This window comes from Achromobacter pestifer (genome assembly GCF_013267355.1).
Classification (GTDB): domain Bacteria; phylum Pseudomonadota; class Gammaproteobacteria; order Burkholderiales; family Burkholderiaceae_B; genus Achromobacter; species Achromobacter pestifer_A.
In genome coordinates, this window is the sequence record NZ_CP053985.1 from 1,200,695 (window position 1) to 1,222,785 (window position 22,091).

Consider the following 22,091-nt stretch of genomic DNA (forward strand, 5'->3'; position numbering starts at 1 on the left):
AGCGGGACGCAGACCGCGCCCCGCTGAGCCCATCACCACTTGTACGACACATTGGCGATCACGCTGCGGCCCGCGCCCAGCAGGCAGGCATTGTTCAGGAAGCAGCCCGCGACGTAATACTTGTCCGTCAGGTTGCGCACATTGACCGACGCGCTCAACCCCCTCAAGGACGGATTGGCGCGGCCAAAGTCATAGCCCACCATGGCGTCCACCAGCGTGTAGGCCGGCACCTTGAACGTATTCTGCGCATCGCCAAAGGTGGAACCCGTGTAGCGCACCCCCGCGCCCAGCGTCAGGCCTTCCAGCGTGCCGCTGGACAAGGTGTAGTCGGTCCACAGGGACAAGAGATGCCTGGGCACGCGCACCGGCGCCTTGCCCTTGTTGCTCAGGCCCGCGAAATTGGGATTGTCCTTGGTCACTTCCACGTCGTTGTAGGTGTAAGAGGCAATCACATTCAGCCCGCGTACCGGACGCAGCACGCCCTCCAGCTCGAGGCCGCGCGACCTCACCTCCCCTTCCTGCACACTGAAGGACGTGTTCTGCGGATTGGTGGTCAGCACGTTCTGGCGCCGCAGGTCGAACGCCGCCAGCGTCACATAGCTGTCCGAACCCGGCGCCTGGTACTTCACGCCCACTTCGTACTGCTTGGCCTTCTCGGGCTTGAACTGCGCGCCGTTGATGTCCGTTCCCGTCAGCGGCGAGAACGACTCGCTGTAGCTCACGTAGGGGAAAAACCCGCTCTCGAAGGCATAGCCCAGCCCGGCGCGGCCCGTGAAGTCCTCCGCTGCCGTGTCCGTGCGCACATCCCGCAACACATTGGTGGTGCGCTGGTTGACCCAGTCATAGCGCCCGGCCAGCGTCGCGACCCACTGGTTCAGTTTGACCTGGTCCTGCAGATACACGCCCAATTGGCGGCTGCTTTCATCGGTGCTCAGCAACGAGGTATAGCGCGACGTATCGATGCTGACCCGCACCGGATGGTAGATGTTGATCGGCGGCGCATTGCCCGTCTGCGTATCGGCAGTACGTTTGCTGTACTGATAGTCCAGCCCCACCAGCAAGGTATGGTCCAGCGCGCCGGTGGCGAACTTGCCCACCAGCCGGTTATCCACAGAGTACGTATCGCTGTCGTAATCGCGCAGCTGGTAATAGCGCGCGATGTCCGTGCCATTGATCACGCCGCTGTTGCGGAACAGCTGATCCTCGTAGCCCTTGAAATGCCCATAGCGGAAATTCTGCTGGAACGTCCACGCGTCCGAGAACGCATGGCTCAGCTCATAGCCGATATTGGTGAGCTCGCCCTGCTCCTTGTCGAAGCCCGGCTGGTTCAGCGAGCGATGCCGCGGCACGCGGCCATTGGGGTTGGAACCGTCCAGCACCGAATACGGCAGGTTGCTGGTGAACAGGTTGCGGTTGCGCTGGTACGAGGCCAGCAGCGTCACCGAGGTGCGCGCGCTTGGCGCCCAGGTCAGGCTGGGGGCCACATACACGCGATCATCCGGCACGCCGTCGATGTTGCTGTCCGCGTTGCGGCCCAGGGCCACCAAGCGGTAAGCCAGCGTGCCTGGCTCATCGATCACATCGCCGATGTCCATCGAACCCTGGATCCGGTCATTGCTGCCCGTGGACAGCCCGACCTCGCGATGCGACTCGAACAAGGGACGCTTGGACACGAAATTGATGATGCCGCCCGGCGAACCTTGACCGTACATCACCGACGACGGCCCCTTCAGCACCTCGATGCGGTCCATGCCATAAGGTTCCGGCGCGAAGTAGCCGGTGTTGCTGTTGCGCAGGCCATCCGTATAGGCGTTGGTCGAAATCTGCTGGAAGCCGCGCACCATCAGCGTATTGTCGGTGGGGTTGTCCCCCGCCACGTTGGCGTAGACGCCCGCCGTGTAGCTCAGCGCGTCGCTGACGGTCTGCACGCCCTGCACCGTCATGCGCTCCTGCGTCACCACGGAAATCGACTGCGTCGTCTCCATCAAGGGCGTCGCCGTCTTGGTAGCGGAAGTGGCGTTGCCGACCAGATAGGGATTCGCGCCCGAATAGCCCGCCGCGCCCGTCACCGTGATCGTCGGCAGGGTCGCCGCGTCCGACACCGCCTTGCGCAGGGTGTAGCTGCCGTCGGCCCGCGCCACCATCTCCAGCCCGCTGCCTGCCAGTAGGCGCCGCGCCGCCTCGGCCCGGCTCCACTCGCCCGACACGCCCGGGCTTTGCAGGCCGTCGGTCCAGGACGGCTCGAAGGCCAGCGAAATCCCCGACGCCAGCGCAAAGCTCGCCATGGTCTTGCCCAGCGGACCGGGCGGAATGTCATAGACCTGGCGGGCCTGGACGGTGGCGGGCGCCGCGACGCCCTGGCCTTGGGCCGCGCCTGCGGCCAGGGTGCCGGCCAACAAAGCCATGGAGATCGCGCGGCGGCGCCTGGTGGAGGGGAAACGCATGGAGAAAGCCTCTCGAACTGGGGTGGATACTTGCTATGCCAGTTGAGAAAGCAAAAGGTATCAGGGGATAGGAAAATATTTTTGGAATGCGGCTGGCGACGGCTCAGGCAACCAGCATCATGGTGCGCATCAAGCCGCGTTCAGCGCCTTGGCCAGTACCGTGAATACCCGCTCGTCCGTGGACTGGGCGACGTTGAACCGCAGAAAGTCGCCCGCGGCCAGCGACTGGCTGAACGCATTGCCAGGAGCCACCAACACGCCTTCCTTGAGGCACAGCCGCGCGACGACGGCGGCATCCTTGCCCTCGGGCAGACGGCACCACAGGAACATCCCCGCCCGCGGCGTCAGCCAGGGCTTGATGCCCAGTTTCTGCAGCTTCGCGGCCGTCTTGTCCATTTGCTGCGCCAAACGCAGTCGGGTTGATTCCATGTGCCTGCGGTAGCCGCTCCCCGTCAGCGTCCTGAAGATGATGTCGGCCGCCAGGCGGCTGCTGCCAAAAGTCGTGGCGACCTTCAGGTCGGTCAGGCTTTCCACCCAGTCGGACCGCACCGCGATATAGCCGCAGCGCACCGACGCCGACACCGTCTTCGAGAAGCTGCCGATGTGTATGACCCGCGACAGCCCGTCGAACGCGGCCAGGCGCGGCGCGGGCGTGTTCTCGAAGTCCGCGAAGATGTCGTCCTCGACGATCACCAGCTCGGAATCGTCCGCCAGCTTCAGCAGGCGGTGCGCGACCAAGGGCGACAGGGTGGCGCCCGTAGGATTGTGGATGCCCGAATTCGTGATGTAGAGCCGCGGAGAGTGCTCGCGCAACGCCACCTCGAACGCCCGCACATCCGGACCGTTCGGCGTATACGGCACTCCCACCGCCTTGACGCGATGCGCCTTCAACAGCGCATGGAAATTGAAGTAACAGGGATCGTCCACCAGCACCGTGTCCCCCGGTTCCAGCAGAAAGCGCAGGATCAGGTCGATGGACTGAGTCCCCGAATCGGTCAGCATGATCTGCTCGGGCCCGGCCTCTATCCCCATCCCCGCCATCCGCCGCGCCAGCAGCTGCCTCAAGGGCGCGTGGCCCAAGGGCGTTCCATACTCGGTCAGTTCCGCGGTCTCGGCCCGCGCCATGCCGCGCATGGCGCGCCGCAGCCCGTCCTCATACATCCAGCTGACCGGCAGCCAGCCGCAACCCGGCCGCAAGCTATCCGCGTCGGCCGCCAGCGACTGGCGCGATACCCACAGCGGATCGACTTCGCGGTCCAGCTTCGGCCCAATCTCGGTCAGCGCCAACGGCGCCACCTGCCCCGCCACGTAAAACCCCGAACCGGGACGCGACACCAGCACGCCCTCGGCCGCCAGCCGTTCGTAGGCCTCCACCACCGTGGACACCGACACGTCCAGCGCCTTGGCCTGCACTCTCACCGACGGCAGCCGGGCGCCGGGCAAGGCCGCGCGCGCCGCGATCCGCGCCTGGATCTCGCTCATGACCTTCTTGATGAGGGTGCCGTCACGCGCCATGGAATCCTCCGCTGTACTGGCTTTTAATACATAACAGTTCCGTAAAATTGTACTGGATTGTGCATGGACCACGCACAGCCGCCGTGCTGTACTGAAGCTCGGTATCAAGGAGCTTCAGATGCAAAAGGCCACTAGCGGCTGGGTCAACGGTTTTATCGGTGTCGTGATCTTTGCGGGATCCCTGCCCGCCACCAGAGTCGCCGTGGCGGACCTCGATCCCATCTTCCTGACCTGCGCGCGAGCCGCCATCGCAGGCCTGCTGGGCCTGGCCCTGCTGATGCTGCTGCGCCAACGTCGGCCTTCCCTGTCCGACACCCCCTCTCTGGCGCTGACTGCACTGGGCGTGGTCGTCGGCTTTCCCCTGCTGACGGCGCTGGCCTTGCAGCATGTGACCTCGGCCCACTCCATCGTCTTCCTCGGCCTGCTCCCGCTCAGCACCGCCATCTTCGCCGTGATACGCGGCGGCGAACGCCCGCGCCCGCCGTTCTGGATGTTCTCCATCGTCGGCGCCGCCTGCGTTGCGGGCTACGCCGCCTGGGGTGGCCTGGAAGCCTCGCCCACCGGCGACCTGCTCATGCTCGCCTCCATCATCGTCTGCGGCCTGGGCTACGCCGAAGGCGCCAAGCTCTCCCGCAAGCTGGGCGGCTGGCAAGTCATCAGTTGGGCGCTGGTGCTGTCCTTGCCCGTCATGCTGCCCATTGCGCTGCTGACCATGCCCGCCACGTTCGACAACGTCTCCACCTCAGCCTGGATAGGCCTGGCCTACGTGTCGCTGTTCAGCATGCTTATCGGATTCGTGTTCTGGTATCGCGGGCTGGCGCAGGGCGGGATTGCCGCTGTGGGGCAGTTGCAGCTGTTCCAGCCGTTCATGGGGCTGGGGTTGGCGGCGCTGCTGCTGCATGAAAATGTCAGCTGGACGATGCTGATCGTGACGCTGGCAGCGGTGGTTTGCGTGGCGGGTGCAAAGCGGTATGCGTAGGGTTGACAGGATTGGTGGCGTGAAACTGACGCCATATCCCAAGCGGGTTTAAAGCCAGTCCGCCAAAGCAAATCAAATTCCCAATATTGTGACCATGGCATTTCATCTGACCCACCGATACGGCGGCATGGAGCCCGGCGAAGCCGACTCAGATTTCCTCGCATTGCTCCGCGAACTGGAAACTCGACCAGAAGACACTGAGCATAGCTCCGTCGCTGTCACTCATGAGTCAGAGTGGTGTCTGTCTGTTTTGCGAGGTGGCTATGTCATATTCGAGAATCTCGAAACAGGAGGAGAACGACACATGGATGGTGTTCCCGCGAAGAAGATTCTCGAATTATGGCGCCATCTCGCTCAAGGAAATATCGAGGAGATTCAGAGGGAGCAATGGCTGCCGGGCTACTGACCCTGGCCGCTCTCGCTTGACCGCTTCTGGCCGGTAGCGGACTCATCTGGAGGCCCGCTACCGGCCCATTTCTTGCCATGGGCTATCCCCTGCGGGTGATGGAAGGGCTGCGGCGCCGGAGGCCGCAAGTATCTGGCTCGCCTAGTCCGCGTAGAAACTTCCCATGATTCCGTCCATGGCGGGCAAAGACCGTTTATACAGGGCCGCCGCTTGCTCGGCGGTTTGGCCGCTCGCGACGCAAGTCAGCATCCAAACGTGCGACGGTGTTAGGTGCATTCGGGTCTGCGCCACGTTGTACTTGAATACGGCATGGGTCCCATCGAATTTGTAGACGGCGCGTTGCGCGGCTTGGTTGGCGATGTTGACGCCACTGCGCTCCAGGAATTCAAGGGCTTCGCTGGAGGACTTCAACCAGTCGCGCCAAGTGGCTTCCGCCCAGAGCGGCGCGTGTTCTCCGGCATTCAATACCAAGCGACCGGCGGCGTCGATTAGATTGATCAGGCAATTGACGGGTTCGCCTTGCTCGTTGCTCGGCGCGAGAAGCCTGAGCGACATCGTCGAAGGCTGGGCCGGCGCTTCGCTCACCCGCCAACCGGTTGGAATCCACACGCCCTGCGCTCCGCTTGGGAATATATATAGGGTATGGCCCTCGCGTTCCTTTCCGGCCGCGGCGGACCCGCTGCTTGCGGACAAACCCAACTGGACGTGCACACTATCAAAAACCTTGGTGAAATCAGCCCGGCTGCTGCGGTAAACGGAGGAGACGGCGGCCGGATCCGGGGTTCGCGCTGCGCAGTTCACTTGCACGGCGCCGTCGGCGGACAAATAGCTTCGCTCTTCTATCTTTACGTGTCGCGGCGTATTGTCGTTCCATTTGCGCGCGCTCGCGGTCATCGACACTTGCTGCACTCGCATGCCGGAAGCCGACCATGCCTTGGTCTGCAAAATATCCACCGATTCAAAAGGGCCGTGAAAATGGCGCTTCCAATCCTCGGTGGACCATTGCGCCTTTTGCCGCATCTCCGGTGGCACGACGTTGCTGCCCTTTGTCCATGGCCGCGTATCGACAAGAATGGTGCATTGCGCCACGGCGCCATTGGGCAAGCGAGGCGCGAAGAACAGCGAAACCCAGAGTCCCGGCGCCGCCTCGCCTGCCGAAATGCTCTGCCACCCCGCCGGTTGCGTCAGCGTGACACGACCTTGGGCGATCTGGACGGATTCATCTGCCTTGGCCAAATGCGGGGCAGGCGTGCCGGGTGCATGCTGCGCCTGCAGCGGCGTAAGGCCGGCGGCGATTGAAACAAGGCAAGCCAACGGTGCACGCAAGAAACGCATGGATTTACTCAGTAGGGTGATTTCGAAGCGGAGGTTCGCCAATTTTGGAAGGGAACGACTGCGGGCGTAAATATAGCTCGGGAGCCAGCCCTTTGTCGGAAGGCGCTTTCCGTGTGCAATCAGTGATTGATGGCATTGACACATTTATTGCCCACCTCCAAAATTCGCGGCACCTAAGTCAACTTGTTCATATTCCAATGGCCAACTCGAAGTTGTTGCTGCTTTTTCTTGTTGGAGGTCTGTTGTCGGGATGTTCGTCCGTGAAGATCGTGAGTGATTATTCTGGCCCATCCGATGCAGTTTCTACCATTCGGTTTTCAAATCTGTCGGCACATGGAGTAGCAGCGGGCAAGTTTGTCGAATCACTCACCTGCGATGGGACTCAGTTCTTGCAAGGCGCCAACGCGCCGGCCGCCAGTATTGGCATTGCCATCGAAAACCGCGGGCGGCGTGAACGATACATTGGACTGCAACCGGGAGACCTGAGCACATTTACGGTGGAACGAGGAAAACCCCTCACTGTCTTTGGTTGGGCCATGACGGTCAGTTCGATAGAACTAGTAAATTGCAGGGTGCAGGTAACCTTCGTTCCAAAAGAACCGGAATATCAGGTCGCATTTAGAACAACGTCAGGATTGTCGAAATGTGGTTTCACGTTCGAGACGGCAGCCGGCGAACCCGCAGCTGGTGTAAGTCGGTCCTACGTTGCCGGCGGCGTTGCGGACGGCCCCTATTGCACGGCACTTAGCGAGGCCGAAAAGCGGCAACTAGGATTGTAGGCGTCGAGACGCTTCCATATACGGCTCCAGGGTGATGGCGGGCTAAGAAGCGTGAAGCTGACGCCATATCCCGGGCTGGTTTAACGCCAGCCCGCCAAACCAAACTGGCCGCCCTATCAGGGCGGCCAGTCCATTTTTCTTGGGCCGCCCTTAGTGGAGGGAGCATACGGGAGGACAACCTCCAATCAAAAACGCCCGCCAGAATTCAGGATGGAACTACGAGTGGCATTCACGTAAGTGATGACGGTTTTCGGCCCCTAGCGGACTCGCACCCGACAAAGGTTTACGACTGCGTCGCAACAGTAGCGGTCATACGAAATGCTCGCTTTCCATCCCATGACTATTGACGAGGCGCTTGGCGTCGCTCGGCATATGCTTTAAGTGATTGCATGGTTTGAGGAAGCCCCTCCCGAATCTGCTTGGCAACGCGTGGCCCGAAGAGAACCGCAAGGGCGCCAGAGAACCACACGCGATGAGCGACTTCCGAGCCGCCAGCCACCGGCGAAACCGTGTGCTCGAAGTGCATGCGGAACAGTGGGATGTAGCCCTCTACGGTGAACGATCGGCCCTCGGAGCGCTCTGTGACGACCATGGGCACGCCCATACCCTTGCGGGGAACTATCCGGCCCCTTGTTCCAACTACGAATGGCCCGTTCAATTGGGCTTGCTTAGTGTCCGGGTCCCAAAGGTGCCATCGGTCGACTTCGCTCCAAATGTGGTCGATGACCCCGGGAGGCACTGCGATGTGGATGCGTTCTTCGATATGCATGAACGGGCTTACTCCTGACGATATTTATGTGGCAGCAATCATATGCTGCCAGTCTGCCAAGAATAAATGCGCGTATTGGCCGATAAGACACCATGCGGCAGGTATCGACCTTAGAAATCCCGGCCGTAGTCGCCAACGAGACCCTCTACGCTCCGACAGCCCGTTCCAGGGGCAGGGTAAAATTCGCCCCCCATGCGCTACTCCGACTTCGACCAACGCCTCGCCGCTCTCGGCGCCCTGCCCGTCCATCGTGGCCGGGTCATGCGCGTCTGGCTGCAAGGGCAAGCGCTCGACACCGGCACGCGACGGCGGAGCGCCGAGCACTTTCTGCCTCTCGCGCTGCGCGATGCCGTGCCCGCCTTGACCGCAGAGCTGGACGCCCTCGCCCGCGTCTGCTCCGAACACGCCGGCAACGACGGCTCGCGCTTGCTGGTCGAACTCGCCGACGGGCAGATGGTGGAAAGCGTGCTGTTGCCGCGCGATGGACTTTGCGTCTCGACCCAAGTCGGCTGCGCGGTCGGCTGCCGCTTCTGCATGACCGGCAAGAGCGGCCTGATCCGCCAGGTCACGAGCATGGAAATCCTAGCCCAAGTCGTGCTGGCGCGGCGTCTGCGCGCGGTGAAGAAAGTGGTCTTCATGGGCATGGGCGAACCGGCGCACAACCTCGACAACGTGCTCGAAGCCATCGACCTGCTCGGCACCGAAGGCAATATCGGCCACAAGAATCTCGTGTTCTCCACCGTGGGCGACCCGCGCGTGTTCGAAGCCCTGCCGCAACAGCGCGTCAAGCCCGCGCTGGCGCTGTCGCTGCACACGACCAAGGCCGAATTGCGCGCCCACCTGCTGCCACGCGCGCCGAAAATCACGCCGGAAGAACTGATCGAACTGGGCGAGAGATACGCTCGCGACACCGACTACCCGATCCAGTATCAATGGACGCTGCTCAAGGGCATCAACGACGGCGACGACGAACTCGATGCCGTCGTGCGTCTGCTCAAGGGCAAGTACGGCGTGCTCAACGTCATTCCCTTCAATAGCCTCGAAGGTGACGACTACCAGCGCCCCGATACCGAGCGCATCCGCGAGATCGTCGGCTCCCTGCAAAGCCGTGGCGTGCTGACCAAGGTGAGGAATAGCGCCGGGCAGGACGTGGACGGCGGCTGCGGCCAGTTGCGCGCTCGCGCCGTTGGCGCGGAGCAGGTGGTCGAACTGCGGCGCACGCGCATTGCAAAGCAGGAAGCCGCCTAGGCCACGACTATTTACGCAATAAGACCAAATGAACGTAAGAGCATTATGCAGCGCTTCGCTAGTGGTGGTGGCGCTAGCCCAAACATCGCCATCCTTTGCGCAAAATATCAACGGGAAGAATCTCTTTACACAGCGATGTGCCATGTGCCACGGAGCAGATCTCAAAGCGACGGGACCTTTGGCCAAGAAAAGCAATCCCCCCACACCTGATCTGACCACCGCCGCCTTCAAAAAGCGACTCAATGATTACCCGGGCGTTATTGTTTCGTCGGTAATACTTCGTCCAAATGGAGACTTGATTCCAAGAACTTTGCGGCAGAATGGCGTGAAGCTGGCGTCGCACGCTTGGACGGTGCAGGATTTTCGCGATCTGAATAAATACATGAGTGATGCAATTTCAAAAAGTCGATGATTTTTAGGCAAGAACCTTTTTGCCTGTCGACTGAAAAAACAATCTATTGCCGTGCTCCGAGGCGAGCAATCGAACATTCAATTCGTTGAACCCGCCACAATGCTCCTCATGCACAATCTCAGTGTTTCGCACCAGGATCTCTAAAGCAATGACCGCAGTCCCCCACACTGGCCTGGAAATCAGGCGACTGACCCCGGCTGAATGGAGCCACGCATACCCTGTCATCGCGCAACTCCGCTCTCTTGACGAGGCAGAGTTCCTCGAGCGGGCCCGTCGGCAATCATTTTCGGGCTACGAGCTGGCGGCCGCCTTCCGTGACGGGAAGATCATTGGCGTGATAGGCATGAGACCCGTCCGTACGCTGGCGCGTGGGGCGCACCTGCATGTCGATGACCTCGTTGTGGATGGGGCGGTGCGCGGAAGCGGCGCAGGCCGCGCCTTGATGGAATATGCCGAGAGAGATGCCCGTGCCCGCGGCATGACCGCGGTGTTTCTTGATGCGCGCCCTGATGCCATACCGTTCTATGAGCGAGAGAAATACCTGCTGCATCCCGCGCCATCAATGAAAAAGGTTCTGGCGCCCTGACGGCAAGCCCGTCGACACCGAGGTCAACGTGGATCGCCTACGCCGTCGACCATGAATTTCCAGAGGGATAGGCCGCCTCAGCGCGCTCAGGCCTCCAACTGCACATGCTCAATGCGGTCCCGCCCGTTGTTCTTGGCCGCATATAGCTGCTGGTCCACGGCTCTTATGAAACCGGCACGGTCCGCCTGCCCGCCAGGCATCATCGTGCCTGCTCCGATGCTGACAGTGACGCGCCTGCCGTGCGGTGACAACGCATGCACGATAGCCTTCTTCTGGAGTAATCGCTGGCAGCGTTCAGCGACCTTTCGCGCGACTTCGGCATCGGCTTCGGGCAGCAGCACAACAAACTCTTCCCCCCCATATCGCGCAACCAGATCGCGTGGGCCGTCCAGCGCCAGACTCAAGGTCTGGGCAATATCCACCAGGCACAGGTCGCCCTGGGTGTGACCATATAAATCGTTGTACTGCTTGAAAAAATCGACGTCGAACAACAATACGGACAGGGGTTGGCGTTCGCTGCGCGCGCGCTCCCACTCCAATTCAAAGCCAGTATCGAAGCGGCGTCGGTTGGCAATATTGGTCAAGCCATCCTTGAAGGATAGGACCTCCAATTCCTTTTGCAGGCTCAACAGCTTTTCCTCGGTCTTCTTGCGTTCGGTGATGTCGAACATGAAGCCGATCAGCGCTTGAACTTCGCCACTGTCATTGCGCACGACGTGTACAACGTCGCGAATCCATACGTAACCATTGTCCTTGGTCAGCGCCCGGTAGTCAGCCTCGTGGTCGACGCCAGCCTGGGACTGGCTGACGCAGAAATTCACCACATACTCACGATCCTCTGGATGCATGCGCATGGCCCAGTCCTCCACGCTCACCCAGCTTTCAGCGTTCCAGCCCAGCAACGCCTCGATCTGGGGGCCGATATAGGCGAACTTCATCGTGGCCCAATCGATCTTCCAAGGAATCGCCTTGGTCGACTCCAGCAGGGTTCTGTACACCGCGCTGTCATCAAGAAGCGTGCTTTCGCCGGACATGCCCAAACCATCCTCGAGCCAAATGAACGGGCCACTTTAGCCTGAATCCGTCGGCTGCGGTGGTTTGCGCGGCGGGCGCCAAGAGGGACGCGTCATGAAAGGCCACACTTGGCGGCCTTTCATGAATCGTTCAAGGCGCCAACACCTCGATAATCCGGCGACCGATGTATCCCGCATGCGTCTCGAGCGCAAAGTGCCCGGTATCCAACAACTCAACCTGCGCGTCCGGATTGTCCCGCTTGAACGCCTCGGCGCCGGGCGGAATGAAGAACGGATCGTGGCGCCCCCAGATGGCGAGCGTCGGCACTTTCGCCGCGCGGAAAAACGCCTGGAATTCCGGATACCGCTTCAGGTTGTTGGCGTAGTCCAGAAACAGATCGAGTTGGATTTCCTTGTTGCCCGGCCGTTCAAGCAGCGCGGCATCGAGCGTGTAGCTTTCCGGAGCCACGTCGTCCGGATTGGCGACGCCATGCACGTACTGCCACTTCGTTCCCTCCAGATTCAGCACGGCATCCGCGATGACCTGCCGGTTGGCGGCAGTCGGCTCTGCCCAGTAGGCGCGGACTGGCGCCCAGGCATCCCCCAGACCCTCGAGATACGCGTTGCCATTCTGCGAGACCAGGCCGGTCACCCGCTCAGGGTGGGCCAGCGCCAGGCGCAGCCCGGTGGGTGCCCCGTAGTCGAAAACGTACAGCGCATAGCGTTCGAGACCCAGCGCATCGACGAACGCGCCGAGCGACACGGCCAGGTCGTCAAACGTGTACCGGTAACGGCGCCCCTCGGGCACTTCGGTGAAGCCGAAGCCGGGCAGGTCCGGGGCAATCACGTGAAAGCGCGTCGCCAGAATCGGGATCAGGTTGCGGAATTGATGCGAGGAACTGGGAAAACCGTGCAGAAGCAGCAGCACGGGCGCGTCGGGATCGCCCGCCACGCGATAGAAAAAATCCAGACCGTCGGCTTGCAAGCGACGCGTTTGGATCTGGTTTTCAGGGATGCTGGACATGACGATCTCCGGGTTCAAGGACTGGATCAATGGCCAAATTCCTACTGGCTGTGGAAGCCATTCTTCTTCGTTTTAAGTAACCTGTCAATTTACTTTTTACTGGTTACCAAAATAGATGAAAGCTATGACCGGGAGAGGTGCATCCAAAAAAATCCGGCCAGAGCGGCCGGACGGATGGGCGAAGCAGAACTCAGGAGGCCGCGTCCTGGGCTTCTCTCTGGCGAAAGGCCGCCACTTTGTGGCGGTTGCCGCACAGCGCCATGCTGCACCACCTCCGGCGATGGGATCGCGTGCGGTCATAGAACCAGAGGGAACAGATCGGGCTCTCGCATTTGCGCACCAGGTCGAAATCCCCATGCACGAGCAAATCGGCGGCCGCCTCCGCGGCGGGAAGCAGCCATTGATCAGGCGTAGCCGCCTCATAGCGGCGCGCCAGGCCGGGCGCACCCGCCACAATGGCCACCTCGAGGTGGCTGCCGCCGGCTGCGAGCGCCTGGTTGAGCGCATTGAGCTTGAGCGGCAATCCCCCCTTTCTTTGCGCGACCAACGCGCGCACGGTCTCGCGCAAGGCTCGCGCGGATTCGAGCAGGCCCCTGGGCGCCTTGCGCTGGGCGGGCGCAAAGCCCGAAGCTTGCAGCCAGGCCCGCACGTCGTCGTCCGATTGCAGACGGTCGCGAGGACCGTCGTCGGATTGTTCGATGGTGTTGATCAGATCCAGGGCGGCGTGGTCGCCCAGCAGGCGGAATTCGGACGTTGGGGTGGTGGTCATGGTTATCTCCGCCCTCAATGTAACCACTAAGTTATTGGCTATCAAGTTACGAAAGGCTGCACCATGCCAGCCCTCGCGCGACACCCGCTCCCCGCAAGATCCACACCGTAAACTGACATGCCAAGGATCCGTTGGAAAGCCGCATGTCCTTCATCCCGTTTTCGATCCCTCGCCCTGCCCCCGCGCAGACCTGGCGCGTCATGCACAGTCGCCAGCGCTCGCAATTCCCAGGCCCGGATGAACGCATCGTGTTCCACGACGCCCCGCCGGATGAGACCATCCTGGCCTCGATCGAAGCCGCGCATCTATGGACGCCTCATGGCGACCCGCTGCGCGAGCTGCCCGAACTCATCGCCCGGTTGCCATCGCTGGTGCATCTGTCCGTCGGTCCCGGCGCCGTCTCAAGCAGCGTCCTGACAGGATTGCGCGCAGACATGCTCCCGGCCAGCCTGCGCCATCTCTCCCTCCATCCCGAACCCGGCACCCACACCTGGCAGGCCGGCCCGCTGCCCAGGCTGGAAGCGCTGACAATAGAAGCGACGTTGCGGTTCGATCCGGAAGACTTCCCGGCATTGATATCGCTGTCGATGGTTCCAGACCGGCGCGGCACGCTGCTGGACCGCGCCTTGAGCCTTCCGCTCAAGGAGCTGAACCTTTGGAACGTGCCGTTCGATTCGTCGATATTCGATCGCATCGCGGGACTACCGCTGCTGTCGCTGGGCCTGCTGGCGGGACGCGGCTTGAAGACACTGTCCGGTATCGAACAACTGGCCGGATTGCGCTCCTTGCGGCTGAAGAACCAGACTGCGCTGGAGGCGATAGGTCCTGTCGCCACACTTGAGGGCCTGGAGCGGCTGGATATTCAGTACTGCAAGCGGATTGCGGACATCGGCGTGCTGAACCAACTGCCCCGATTGCAGGAGCTGACGCTGGTCGGCTGCGGCGATGTGGGATTGGGCGAGTTGGCGCAAACCTTGAATGCGCGCTTGCGGCGCGTGAACATCGCGGCAACGCGATAGCCATGGCGGGCCTGATGAGCATCCTGCACGAACGTTTCCTGGACTTTCTTGGCGCGCGCGGCTGGACGGTACTGCGCACGGAGCCCGGCGCCGCGCCCATGGCTGCGCCGGCTGGCAGCACTGAACACGCGGCGTTCCTGTCCTTGTGCACGCAATTGGGCAGCGGGGACGACACGCCTGGTTCCTCTGCGCGGCCGACTATGCGGGAACCACCCGCAGCGCCTTTGGATGGGATGCCTTTCGCGGCATGAGCCTGGAAGCCGCCGTGAGCGATGCCGACCGGCAGGAGGTCGAGGCCTTCTGGGCGCGCCACGTACCGATCTTCATGAGCGTGGACGGAGACTACGAATTTCTCGCCATCGACAGGAGATCCGGTCAGGTCGTGCATGGCGTCGAACCGGATTTCGAGGTGGTCAGCGAGGTGGCGAGCGGCCTCGATGACCTGTTCGAGCAGATGCTGGCGGACGGCCAGGCGGCTGCGCTGCTGGGCTGACAGTTCCGGTATATTCAGCCGACTCCACCCCTTGGAACCCAGGCCCTCTGATGCTTCGCTCACCGTTCCGTATGCATTGCAACGTCCGCACCGCGCTTACGCTGGCCGTCCTGTCCCTGTCGGCCGCCCCGGTCTGCGCCACGCCCCGCACCGTCTACACCGGAACCCTGCAAGGCGCCGGCGACATCGTGCTGGAACTGGACACCGAAGCAGCGGCCGACGGCGCATTGACCGGCCGCTACTTCTACGCCAGGCACGGCGTGGACATCCCCCTGCAAGGCACGGCCAAGGAACTCTTCGAACCGAAACCCTACGTGGAGGGCGCGTCGGCGTCCAAACCAGCGGTTCAAGCCGCGACCTGGCAGGGCACGCGCGACGCCAACGGCTACCGTGGTCTCTGGACCGACACGGGCACTGGCAAGCAGCGCCGCTTCGATCTGAAACAGGTTGCCCAGTACGACACGGCGCAGCTGGAAAATGACCGCAAGCAGGCTCGCGCCAACCAAGTCAATCTCGGCGATATCGACGCCCAGGCGGGCATCGACGCTGCCCGCGCGCCCTACGAGACGTTGAAGCTGGCCGGACACGCCCGGCCCGTGGGCAAGGAGATCGGCGACAGCGCTGTGGCCTACCGCATGTGGCAAGACCCGCGCACCAAGTTCGTTTACCCGCGGCTGAGCCGGCATCCTGATGCGCAGGTCCTGCAGCACACGAACCATCTGCTGGAACAGCGCCATTGGCAGAAGAGCCTGGGCGCGCTTGATTGCATGGCGTCGGCCTACACCAGCAGCAATCCCGGCGCCGGCACGCTGGGCGGGTTCGATGAAGAGGACGTAAAAGTCACCTGGCTGTCGCGCGCGTTGATGACGGTGACCGAATCGGGCAGCCTGGACTGCGGCGGGGCCCATCCCTACAACCATTTCGAGCCCTACACCTACGATCTGCTGCGCGGCGAGTACCTGGACTGGAATCGCGTGTTCGACGCGTATGCGCCGGGCAAGCGCAGCTTTGGCGGGGAAAAGAGTGCTGCCCTGCTCGGGCTGGTGCAACAGGCCGTCAAGGCGGGAGCGGCAGCCCAGCAGTCCGAGGACCGCCCCAATCTGGAAGACTGCGCGGACCTCTGGCCCGACTATCTGGCGCTGGGCGTCCAGGCGCCCGGCGCGCTAAGCCTGTCCGTGTCCGGAGTCGGACACTCGGCGGGCGTTTGCCTGGGCACGCATGCCAGCGTGCCGTTCAAGACCTTGGCGCCCTATCTGAAACCGGGCGGACAGGCGTATCTGGCTTCCGACTGAGCGGGACGGAGGCTCGTACGCTTGCACAGCCTCGGATCAAACAGGGCTTGACCTCCCTACTTGAGCCGCGGGACCGGAAGTGAACCGCGCGGACACCGTCCGAATCATAGGCACGCGGACGACGGAAAGGCAATCCAGCCTGCGTCCTAGCCCACGGCAACGAACGGGCAACGCGCTACCATCTTCGCCTTCACGCAACCGATAGGATTCCGCGCCATGGCACTGCACTGCTCATCATTCATCGCGACCAGCCTGGACGGCTACATCTCCCGCGAGGATGGCAGCCTGGACTGGCTGGACAGCGCCAACCAGACCGTGCCCGCCGGCGAGGACTGCGGCTATGGCGCGTACATGAAGACCGTGGATGCGTTGGTGATGGGCCGCGCCACGTTCGAGAAGGTCGCCTCGTTTCCGGAATGGCCCTACGGCAGCATGCCGGTCTACGTGCTGAGCCGCAGCATGGCCAGCCTGCCAGCGAGCGCGCCCGCTTCGGTACGGCTGCACGGCGGCTCGCTGGGGGAATTGCTGGAACGCGCCGGCGCGGACGGCTGCAAGAGCCTGTACATCGACGGCGGCAAGACGGTGCAGTCCTTTATCCAGGCTGGCTTGCTGAGCGACATCACCATCACGGTGATCCCCGCGCTGATCGGCGGCGGGCGCCGCCTGTTCGGCGAATTGGCGGCGGACGTCGCCCTGCGGCACGCAGCGACCGTGGCCTATCCTTTCGGCTTCGTTCAAAGCCGCTACGCGCTGGTATACGGCGCGTAGTCGGCGATGTCCGCCAGCGGCCAGTATTCGCCTACCAGCCGTTCCCGCGGGAACGAGGTGATGTCGGCAGTGCTCAAGCCCACGCTATCGACAGAGATGATCTGCGCCGCAAGCCGGCGATAGCCCGCGCGGAAATGGTTGGCGCCCTTGATGGCGATCAGCTTGTACGCGGTCACGTCGATGCCGTGCAGGAAGAATGGCTCCTCGTCGTAGATCTGTTCGGCGCGCGAGGCGACGATCACGTCCACGCCCTGGATGACCAGGCGGCACATGGCGCCGAGGTCGAAGCGCACGCCTTCGAACATCGAGCCCGCGCGATTGACGAAGCGGCCGTCGGTGATGGCTTTTACATAGGCCTGTACCCGCAGCGGCTGACCCTGGAAGCGGCCCTGCTTGGCGCCCAGCGACACGCTGATGGTCGCACCGACGCCAGCCTGGCGGGCCTGCTCGACGACAGACGCATCGTTGATGGAAGCGAAGCAGCAGGTTCCGGGTGCGGGTTTGGCGTCCAGAACGGCGCGCAACAGGTAGGTGCCGTCGCCGGGCGTACCGCCGCCGGGGTTGTCAGCATACTCGTTGACGACGATCGGCCCGCGCGCGGCGGACAACGCCGTGGCGACGCCCTGGTCCGGACTCGGCAACGACGGCCGGAACGCATCCCGGTGCGCCCAGATCCATTGCGCGACTTCGTCCGCGCAGCGCTCGGCCAGCGCCTGGTCGCCCGCGGTAGTGCAGACCACGGCCGGACATGGCGCCGCGATATCCGCGTAGGGAAAGCCGTGGAACCAAGAACAGTCGATGACACCCGGCAGCGCCGCCAGCTTGGCGCATACGGCATTGACCTCGGCGGGAATAAAGCCTTCCTGCGTCGTGACGATGTAAGGCAGCATGGGTAGGCTGCGCATGACGGTTACCGGCTTGAGCTGGCCGCCGATAATCTCGAGCAACAGCGCCACCGCCTCGACTGCGCGGTCGTGAAAGTCGGTATGCGGATACAGCTTGCAAGGCAAGGTCAGATCGCACGCCCGCCGCATGGCCTCGGTCATGTTGCCATGCAGGTCATAGACGGCGGCGATGGGAACATCGGCGCCAACCAGCCGGCGGACCGCCAGGCACAGATCCCCTTCGATGTCCTCGATGCCGTCGGCGACGCCAGCGCCGTGCAGCGCCAGCAGCACTCCGTCGACCGGCAAGGCTGCGTGGATGCCGTCCAGGATTCTGCGCTTCATGTCGGCATAGGCCTGGGCCTCGATCGTGCCCGAGGGCGTGGCCTGGCCGACGAAGGTGTAGATCAGTTCGGCGCCCGTCTGCCTGGCGCCTTCGATGAAGCCGCCGACCTGGTGATTCGACTTGTCGAAGGCTTGCAGTATCTCGTCCTTGCCGTATTGCTCAAATGCGCGCAACGGCGTCTGGCCGGCGACCTCGGCGGCATAGGTATTGGTTTCATGGATCAGGCCGGCGACGGCGAGTCGCGGCGCAGTGGCTTTGATGTTTGCCATGGCGTGTCCCTTGCCTTCAGCGATTGACTTTCTTGGGGTCGAAGCTCAGCGCAATCATGGCGCTGACCAGGAGCGAAGCCGCGATGATGTAGATGGCAGGCGCGGTGCTGTGATAGATGTCGCGGATCCAGCCGATCAGGTAGGGGCTGACGAAGCCGCCCAGATTGGCCAGGCTGTTGATGATGCCGATCGACGCAGCTGCGGTGGCCCCGCCCAGGAAGGCGGTGGGCAGCGTCCACATGATGGGAGAGAAGCTGATGATGCCGGCGGCGGCCACCGACAATGAGATGACGGCCAGCGTCAGGTTGGTGCCCGCGGACACGCTTGCGACCAGTCCCGCCGCGCCCAGCACCAGGATGAAGACCAGATGCCAGCGGCGTTCCCGACGCAGGTCCGAGCTGCGCCCGACCAGAATCATGGCCACCATCGCGACCAGATAGGGAATGGCGCTCAACAGACCGATGCGCAAGCCGCCCTCGGCGCCCGCGTCCTTGATCAGCGTGGGCAGATAGAAGCCCAGCGTGTACAGCGCCATCATCGCCGGAAAGGTCATGGCGACGATCTTCCAGATGCGCGCGTCGCGCAGCGCCTGCAGCAGAGGCATGTGCTCGCGGCCCGCGTTGTCCGCGGCGATGTCGCGCTCGATCAGCTTGCGCTGTTCCTGCGTGAGCCAGGCGGCATCCTGGACGCGGTTGGTCAGGATCAGCAGCACCCCGACGGCCAACGGAATGGTGGGCAGCGCTTCCAGCACGAACAGCCATTGCCAGCCGGGGTGTCCGCCGACCAGATGGAATCGCTCCATGATCCAACCCGACAGCGGGTTGCCGATCAGGCCCGCCACCGGGATGCCGGCCTGGAAGATGGCCGTCATTTTGGCGCGGCGGCGGTTGGGAAACCAGTAGGTCAGATAGAGGATCACGCCCGGGTAGAACCCGGCCTCGGCCACGCCCAGCAGAAAGCGCACCGTGTAGAACTGCCAGGGCGCGGTGACGAAGGCCATGATGCCCGACAGGATGCCCCAGGAAATCATGATCCGCGCGATCCACAGGCGCGCGCCGACGCGGTGCATGATCAGGTTGCTGGGCACCTCGAACAACATGTAGCCGATGAAGAACAATCCCGCGCCCAGGCCATAGGCGGCCTCGCTGAACTGCAGGTCGGTCAGCATGTTCAGCTTGGCGATGCCGATGTTGATGCGGTCCAGGTACGCGACCACATAGCAGAGCATCAGAAAGGGAATGAACCGCAGCGCGACCTTTCTGTAGGTCGCGTCTTCAAAGACTTGCTGGTCCGGGCGCGCTGCGCGCCCGGCGGGGATGGTTGCACTTCCGCTCACGGGTTTTCTCCTTGGTATTTAGTTTTTAGTGGCGCGGCTTATGCCGCGCGACGCTGGCTGAGTTGCCTGGCGTGGTCCTGGAAGCCGCGCAGCGCTTCGGGGGGCACCAGCGATCCGCCGGTGGCCCAGATGACGTGCGTCGCCGCGGTCATGTCGATGCCCTGCGCATACGCGCGTCCCGCGGCTGAACCGTCCAGCCAGCCCGGCCCCGAGACAGCGGCGGCGGCCGACGGTTCGACCTCGACACCCAAGGTCTCTTTCAGCGCGAGCAGGTTCAGGTAGAGCTCGTCATCCGACACGGTGAAGATGCCCCCAAGCTGCGGCCTCATCAGCGATGCCACCAGTTCGGATGCCTGCCCGACGGCCAGGCCGTCGGCTTCGGTGCGGTTGTCCAGGCCCACGTCGTACACCGACACGGGCGTGTCCGCTCCCGATGCCAGCTGCACCAGAAAGCACGGCGACGCGACGGGCTCGGCGAAGAAGCAATGCACATGGGGGCCGAACAGGGCCTTCAAGCCATGGCTGATGCCGCCGGGCGCGCCGCCGACGCCGCAGGGGATGTACACGAACAGAGGGTGTGCCGCGTCGACCACGCGCCCCGCCTCGGCCAATTGCCGTGCCAGTCCGCGGGCCGCGGCGGCATAGCCGAAGAACAGCAGCTCGGACTGCTCGTCGTCGACGAAGTGGCTGCGGGGCGCGGCCAGCGCCTGCGCCCGCCCGGCCGCGACGGCCTCGGCGTAGTCGCCGGCATGTTCCACCACGCGCACGCCGCGCTTGCGCAGCCGGTCCTTCTTCCATTCCTTCGCATCGGCGGACATGTGGACGACGGCATCGAATCCCAGCGCGGCCGCCATGACGCCGATGCTCATGCCCAGGTTGCCGGTGCTACCCACGGTCACGGCATACTGGCTGAATAGCGCGCGGGCCTGCGGCGTCGCCAGGATGCGCCTGTCTGTCGCCGCGTCCGTCAGCAGGCCGTGCTCAAGCGCGATCGATTCCGCAATGGCCAGCACCTCATGAAAGCCGCCACGCGCCTTGATGGACCCGGCCACGGGCAGTTCGTCATCACGCTTGAGATACCAGTTGCCGGACGCGGCACCAGCTCCCAGCGCCTGCTGCAGCGGCCTGGCGGGCATCAGCCGGGACTCGATATGTCCGCCCGACGTGGCAAGCTCGGGAAACAGCGCGGCCAACAGCGGCGCACAACGCACCAGGCGGTTTTGCGCTTCGTCGATCAGGGTCAGGGACGGCGCGGATCCGGGCAACGGCCCGCCCCTAGCGGGGTTGAGCCATAGCAAAGGCTTTCTTGATTGAAGATTTTCTAATAGCTGGGGATCGAAATTTTCGGTCATCATGGACTTGCGGGTTGATGGTTCGGCGCAAATCGTAGATTCCGTGGGCATGCAAGAATAGCGATCATTTCTAACTCAGCCATTAGCTAGACTTATGCCAGCCCATTTCGACTCGACGCTCCTGGGCGCCCTGCGCTGTTTTGACATGGCCGGCCGCCATCTCAGCTTCACCCGGGCGGCGGCGGCCATGAACCTCACGCAAAGCGCGGTGAGCCAGCAGATCCGCCAGCTGGAAGACCGCCTGGGCTATCTGCTGTTTGTGCGCCAGCAACGCGGGCTGAAGTTCACGCCCAAGGGCGAGTCGCTGTACACGACGGTCAGCCGCGCGCTGGGCGACATCCAGCAGGAAATCGAGCGGCTGGGCTTGCCGGCGTCAGCGCTGCAGGTCAATTGCCTGCCCTCGTTCGCGCTGCAGTGGCTGATGCCGCGCCTGACGGAATTCCATCGTTTGCAGCCGGACGTGTCGGTGCGGCTGAAGGCGGAGTTCCAGCTGCTGGACCGCAAGCTGATGGAGGAAGAAGACATAGACATCGCCATCCGTTACGACCCGGCTCACTACAGCCATTTGCAGGCGGACGCCTTGCTGGACGAGTATCTGCTGGTGGTCGCGACGCCCGAATACCTGGCCGCGCACCCGGCGTTTCGCGCGGGCAAGTCGCTCGATGGCGTCGAGTTCCTGCACGATGCATCGCCCTGGGTCGGGGCCGCGGAGTTCATCGAATGGCGCACCTGGATGCAAGCGCACCGGCCGGGCTGGATCCGTCATCTGGAGGGGCCGCAGTTCAATCTGGCCAGCCTGGCCATCGGCGCCGCGCTGAATCACCAAGGCGTGGCGATCGGGCGCAGCGCCATGGTCCACGACGAGATCCGCAGCGGGCGGCTGGTCGACGTGTTCGGCAAGCACGCGCCCGCGCCGGCGCGCTATGTGCTGCTGTCGCGCCGGCCTGAAGAGCGCCGCACCCGGATCTTTTCCGAATGGCTGAAGTCCGAGTGCCGCAACTTCGACAGCGCGCGTTCCGCGTTGATCGGATGCGCGGGCGGGTAGCGTTGCGC

Annotated in this window: 21 protein-coding genes; 11 read left to right on the forward strand and 10 right to left on the reverse strand. The window is 63.2% G+C overall.

From position 1 onward, the window contains the following. Positions 1-32: 32 nt before the first annotated feature. Positions 33-2,444, reverse strand: coding sequence for a TonB-dependent siderophore receptor (locus tag FOC84_RS05915; protein ID WP_173143605.1), 2,412 nt, complete (start codon positions 2,442-2,444; stop codon positions 33-35). A gap of 129 nt (positions 2,445-2,573) precedes the next feature. Next, entirely contained in the window at positions 2,574-3,959 is a 1,386-nt protein-coding gene (locus FOC84_RS05920; protein ID WP_173143606.1) for a PLP-dependent aminotransferase family protein, read from the reverse strand. A 118-nt stretch (positions 3,960-4,077) separates the two neighbouring features. Between FOC84_RS05920 and FOC84_RS05925 the strand changes: the two genes are divergently transcribed. Continuing rightward, positions 4,078-4,938: a DMT family transporter gene (locus FOC84_RS05925; RefSeq protein ID WP_173143607.1), complete on the forward strand. Its 861-nt coding sequence runs from the start codon at positions 4,078-4,080 to the stop codon at positions 4,936-4,938. Between the two features lie 94 nt (positions 4,939-5,032). After that, positions 5,033-5,344 carry a hypothetical protein gene (locus FOC84_RS05930; protein WP_173143608.1) on the forward strand — a complete coding sequence of 104 codons (312 nt, stop codon included), beginning with the start codon at positions 5,033-5,035 and terminating at the stop codon, positions 5,342-5,344. Positions 5,345-5,485: 141 nt separating this feature from the next. Here FOC84_RS05930 and FOC84_RS05935 read toward each other — a convergent pair whose 3' ends face one another. Then, positions 5,486-6,679, reverse strand: a complete 1,194-nt coding sequence (locus FOC84_RS05935) for a hypothetical protein (RefSeq protein ID WP_173143609.1) — start codon at positions 6,677-6,679, stop codon at positions 5,486-5,488. 113 nt (positions 6,680-6,792) lie between these two features. Here FOC84_RS05935 and FOC84_RS05940 point away from each other — a divergent pair, with 113 nt between their 5' ends. Continuing rightward, the gene (locus FOC84_RS05940) at positions 6,793-7,458 is read left to right on the forward strand and encodes a hypothetical protein (RefSeq protein WP_173143610.1); all 666 of its coding nucleotides are present in this window, start codon (positions 6,793-6,795) and stop codon (positions 7,456-7,458) included. A 340-nt stretch (positions 7,459-7,798) separates the two neighbouring features. Here the strand turns inward: FOC84_RS05940 and FOC84_RS05945 are convergent, their stop codons facing one another. After that, positions 7,799-8,227 (reverse strand): SRPBCC family protein, encoded by a 429-nt coding sequence (locus FOC84_RS05945; protein ID WP_173143611.1) that lies wholly within the window; start codon positions 8,225-8,227, stop codon positions 7,799-7,801. 192 nt (positions 8,228-8,419) lie between these two features. On the opposite strand from FOC84_RS05945, the gene FOC84_RS05950 reads away from it, so the two are divergent. From FOC84_RS05950 to FOC84_RS05960, 3 genes are all read left to right on the forward strand, one after another. After that, the gene (locus tag FOC84_RS05950; protein WP_173143612.1) at positions 8,420-9,475 is read left to right on the forward strand and encodes an RNA methyltransferase; all 1,056 of its coding nucleotides are present in this window, start codon (positions 8,420-8,422) and stop codon (positions 9,473-9,475) included. Between the two features lie 28 nt (positions 9,476-9,503). Further along, positions 9,504-9,887, forward strand: coding sequence for a c-type cytochrome (locus FOC84_RS05955; protein WP_173143613.1), 384 nt, complete (start codon positions 9,504-9,506; stop codon positions 9,885-9,887). Between the two features lie 148 nt (positions 9,888-10,035). Beyond that, entirely contained in the window at positions 10,036-10,473 is a 438-nt protein-coding gene (locus FOC84_RS05960; protein WP_173143614.1) for a GNAT family N-acetyltransferase, read from the forward strand. 86 nt (positions 10,474-10,559) lie between these two features. Here the strand turns inward: FOC84_RS05960 and FOC84_RS05965 are convergent, their stop codons facing one another. The 3 genes from FOC84_RS05965 to FOC84_RS05975 all read right to left on the reverse strand — a co-directional run bounded on the left by FOC84_RS05965 (position 10,560) and on the right by FOC84_RS05975 (position 13,279). Then, positions 10,560-11,507 carry a sensor domain-containing diguanylate cyclase gene (locus tag FOC84_RS05965; protein ID WP_173143615.1) on the reverse strand — a complete coding sequence of 316 codons (948 nt, stop codon included), beginning with the start codon at positions 11,505-11,507 and terminating at the stop codon, positions 10,560-10,562. 130 nt (positions 11,508-11,637) lie between these two features. Further along, complete coding sequence (locus tag FOC84_RS05970; RefSeq protein WP_173143616.1) at positions 11,638-12,510, reverse strand: alpha/beta fold hydrolase; 873 nt, start codon at positions 12,508-12,510, stop codon at positions 11,638-11,640. A gap of 190 nt (positions 12,511-12,700) precedes the next feature. Next, positions 12,701-13,279, reverse strand: coding sequence for a CGNR zinc finger domain-containing protein (locus tag FOC84_RS05975; protein WP_173143617.1), 579 nt, complete (start codon positions 13,277-13,279; stop codon positions 12,701-12,703). 143 nt (positions 13,280-13,422) lie between these two features. Between FOC84_RS05975 and FOC84_RS05980 the strand changes: the two genes are divergently transcribed. The 4 genes from FOC84_RS05980 (at position 13,423) to FOC84_RS05995 (ending at position 16,851) form a co-directional block, all read left to right on the forward strand. Next, positions 13,423-14,298 (forward strand): leucine-rich repeat domain-containing protein, encoded by an 876-nt coding sequence (locus FOC84_RS05980; RefSeq protein WP_173143618.1) that lies wholly within the window; start codon positions 13,423-13,425, stop codon positions 14,296-14,298. A gap of 145 nt (positions 14,299-14,443) precedes the next feature. Continuing rightward, positions 14,444-14,791 (forward strand): hypothetical protein, encoded by a 348-nt coding sequence (locus tag FOC84_RS05985; RefSeq protein WP_254241918.1) that lies wholly within the window; start codon positions 14,444-14,446, stop codon positions 14,789-14,791. A gap of 71 nt (positions 14,792-14,862) precedes the next feature. Then, positions 14,863-16,083: a hypothetical protein gene (locus FOC84_RS05990; RefSeq protein ID WP_173143619.1), complete on the forward strand. Its 1,221-nt coding sequence runs from the start codon at positions 14,863-14,865 to the stop codon at positions 16,081-16,083. Positions 16,084-16,299: 216 nt separating this feature from the next. Further along, positions 16,300-16,851: a dihydrofolate reductase family protein gene (locus FOC84_RS05995; protein WP_173143620.1), complete on the forward strand. Its 552-nt coding sequence runs from the start codon at positions 16,300-16,302 to the stop codon at positions 16,849-16,851. Here the strand turns inward: FOC84_RS05995 and FOC84_RS06000 are convergent. From FOC84_RS06000 to FOC84_RS06010, 3 genes are read right to left on the reverse strand one after another with little or no spacing between them, the layout of a single operon-like run. Next, a complete protein-coding gene (locus FOC84_RS06000; protein WP_173143621.1) occupies positions 16,827-18,350 on the reverse strand; it encodes a M81 family metallopeptidase in 1,524 nt (507 codons plus the stop codon). The two genes, FOC84_RS05995 and FOC84_RS06000, sit on opposite strands and share 25 nt — an antisense overlap. Positions 18,351-18,366: 16 nt before the next feature. Further along, entirely contained in the window at positions 18,367-19,686 is a 1,320-nt protein-coding gene (locus FOC84_RS06005) for an MFS transporter (RefSeq protein ID WP_217278787.1), read from the reverse strand. 38 nt (positions 19,687-19,724) lie between these two features. Beyond that, on the reverse strand, positions 19,725-21,041 hold the full coding sequence (locus FOC84_RS06010; protein WP_173143622.1) for a D-serine ammonia-lyase: 1,317 nt from the start codon (positions 21,039-21,041) through the stop codon (positions 19,725-19,727). A gap of 91 nt (positions 21,042-21,132) precedes the next feature. Here FOC84_RS06010 and FOC84_RS06015 point away from each other — a divergent pair, with 91 nt between their 5' ends. Next, a complete protein-coding gene (locus FOC84_RS06015) occupies positions 21,133-22,083 on the forward strand; it encodes a LysR substrate-binding domain-containing protein (RefSeq protein WP_173143623.1) in 951 nt (316 codons plus the stop codon). The last annotated feature ends 8 nt before the right edge of the window (positions 22,084-22,091 follow it).

Bases quoted from the DNA above. Each gene is read 5' to 3' on its own strand.
- FOC84_RS05960 (WP_173143614.1), top strand. From the start codon at position 10,036: ATGACCGCAGTCCCCCACACTGGCCTGGAAATCAGGCGACTGACCCCG.
- FOC84_RS05965 (WP_173143615.1), bottom strand. From the start codon at position 11,507: ATGTCCGGCGAAAGCACGCTTCTTGATGACAGCGCGGTGTACAGAACC.
- FOC84_RS05955 (WP_173143613.1), top strand. From the start codon at position 9,504: ATGAACGTAAGAGCATTATGCAGCGCTTCGCTAGTGGTGGTGGCGCTA.
- FOC84_RS05930 (WP_173143608.1), top strand. From the start codon at position 5,033: ATGGCATTTCATCTGACCCACCGATACGGCGGCATGGAGCCCGGCGAA.
- FOC84_RS05990 (WP_173143619.1), top strand. From the start codon at position 14,863: ATGCATTGCAACGTCCGCACCGCGCTTACGCTGGCCGTCCTGTCCCTG.
- FOC84_RS05935 (WP_173143609.1), bottom strand. From the start codon at position 6,679: ATGCGTTTCTTGCGTGCACCGTTGGCTTGCCTTGTTTCAATCGCCGCC.
- FOC84_RS05920 (WP_173143606.1), bottom strand. From the start codon at position 3,959: ATGGCGCGTGACGGCACCCTCATCAAGAAGGTCATGAGCGAGATCCAG.
- FOC84_RS06015 (WP_173143623.1), top strand. From the start codon at position 21,133: ATGCCAGCCCATTTCGACTCGACGCTCCTGGGCGCCCTGCGCTGTTTT.
- FOC84_RS05950 (WP_173143612.1), top strand. From the start codon at position 8,420: ATGCGCTACTCCGACTTCGACCAACGCCTCGCCGCTCTCGGCGCCCTG.
- FOC84_RS05925 (WP_173143607.1), top strand. From the start codon at position 4,078: ATGCAAAAGGCCACTAGCGGCTGGGTCAACGGTTTTATCGGTGTCGTG.
- FOC84_RS05980 (WP_173143618.1), top strand. From the start codon at position 13,423: ATGTCCTTCATCCCGTTTTCGATCCCTCGCCCTGCCCCCGCGCAGACC.
- FOC84_RS06000 (WP_173143621.1), bottom strand. From the start codon at position 18,350: ATGGCAAACATCAAAGCCACTGCGCCGCGACTCGCCGTCGCCGGCCTG.
- FOC84_RS05975 (WP_173143617.1), bottom strand. From the start codon at position 13,279: ATGACCACCACCCCAACGTCCGAATTCCGCCTGCTGGGCGACCACGCC.
- FOC84_RS05995 (WP_173143620.1), top strand. From the start codon at position 16,300: ATGGCACTGCACTGCTCATCATTCATCGCGACCAGCCTGGACGGCTAC.
- FOC84_RS05970 (WP_173143616.1), bottom strand. From the start codon at position 12,510: ATGTCCAGCATCCCTGAAAACCAGATCCAAACGCGTCGCTTGCAAGCC.
- FOC84_RS05945 (WP_173143611.1), bottom strand. From the start codon at position 8,227: ATGCATATCGAAGAACGCATCCACATCGCAGTGCCTCCCGGGGTCATC.
- FOC84_RS05915 (WP_173143605.1), bottom strand. From the start codon at position 2,444: ATGCGTTTCCCCTCCACCAGGCGCCGCCGCGCGATCTCCATGGCTTTG.
- FOC84_RS06010 (WP_173143622.1), bottom strand. From the start codon at position 21,041: ATGATGACCGAAAATTTCGATCCCCAGCTATTAGAAAATCTTCAATCA.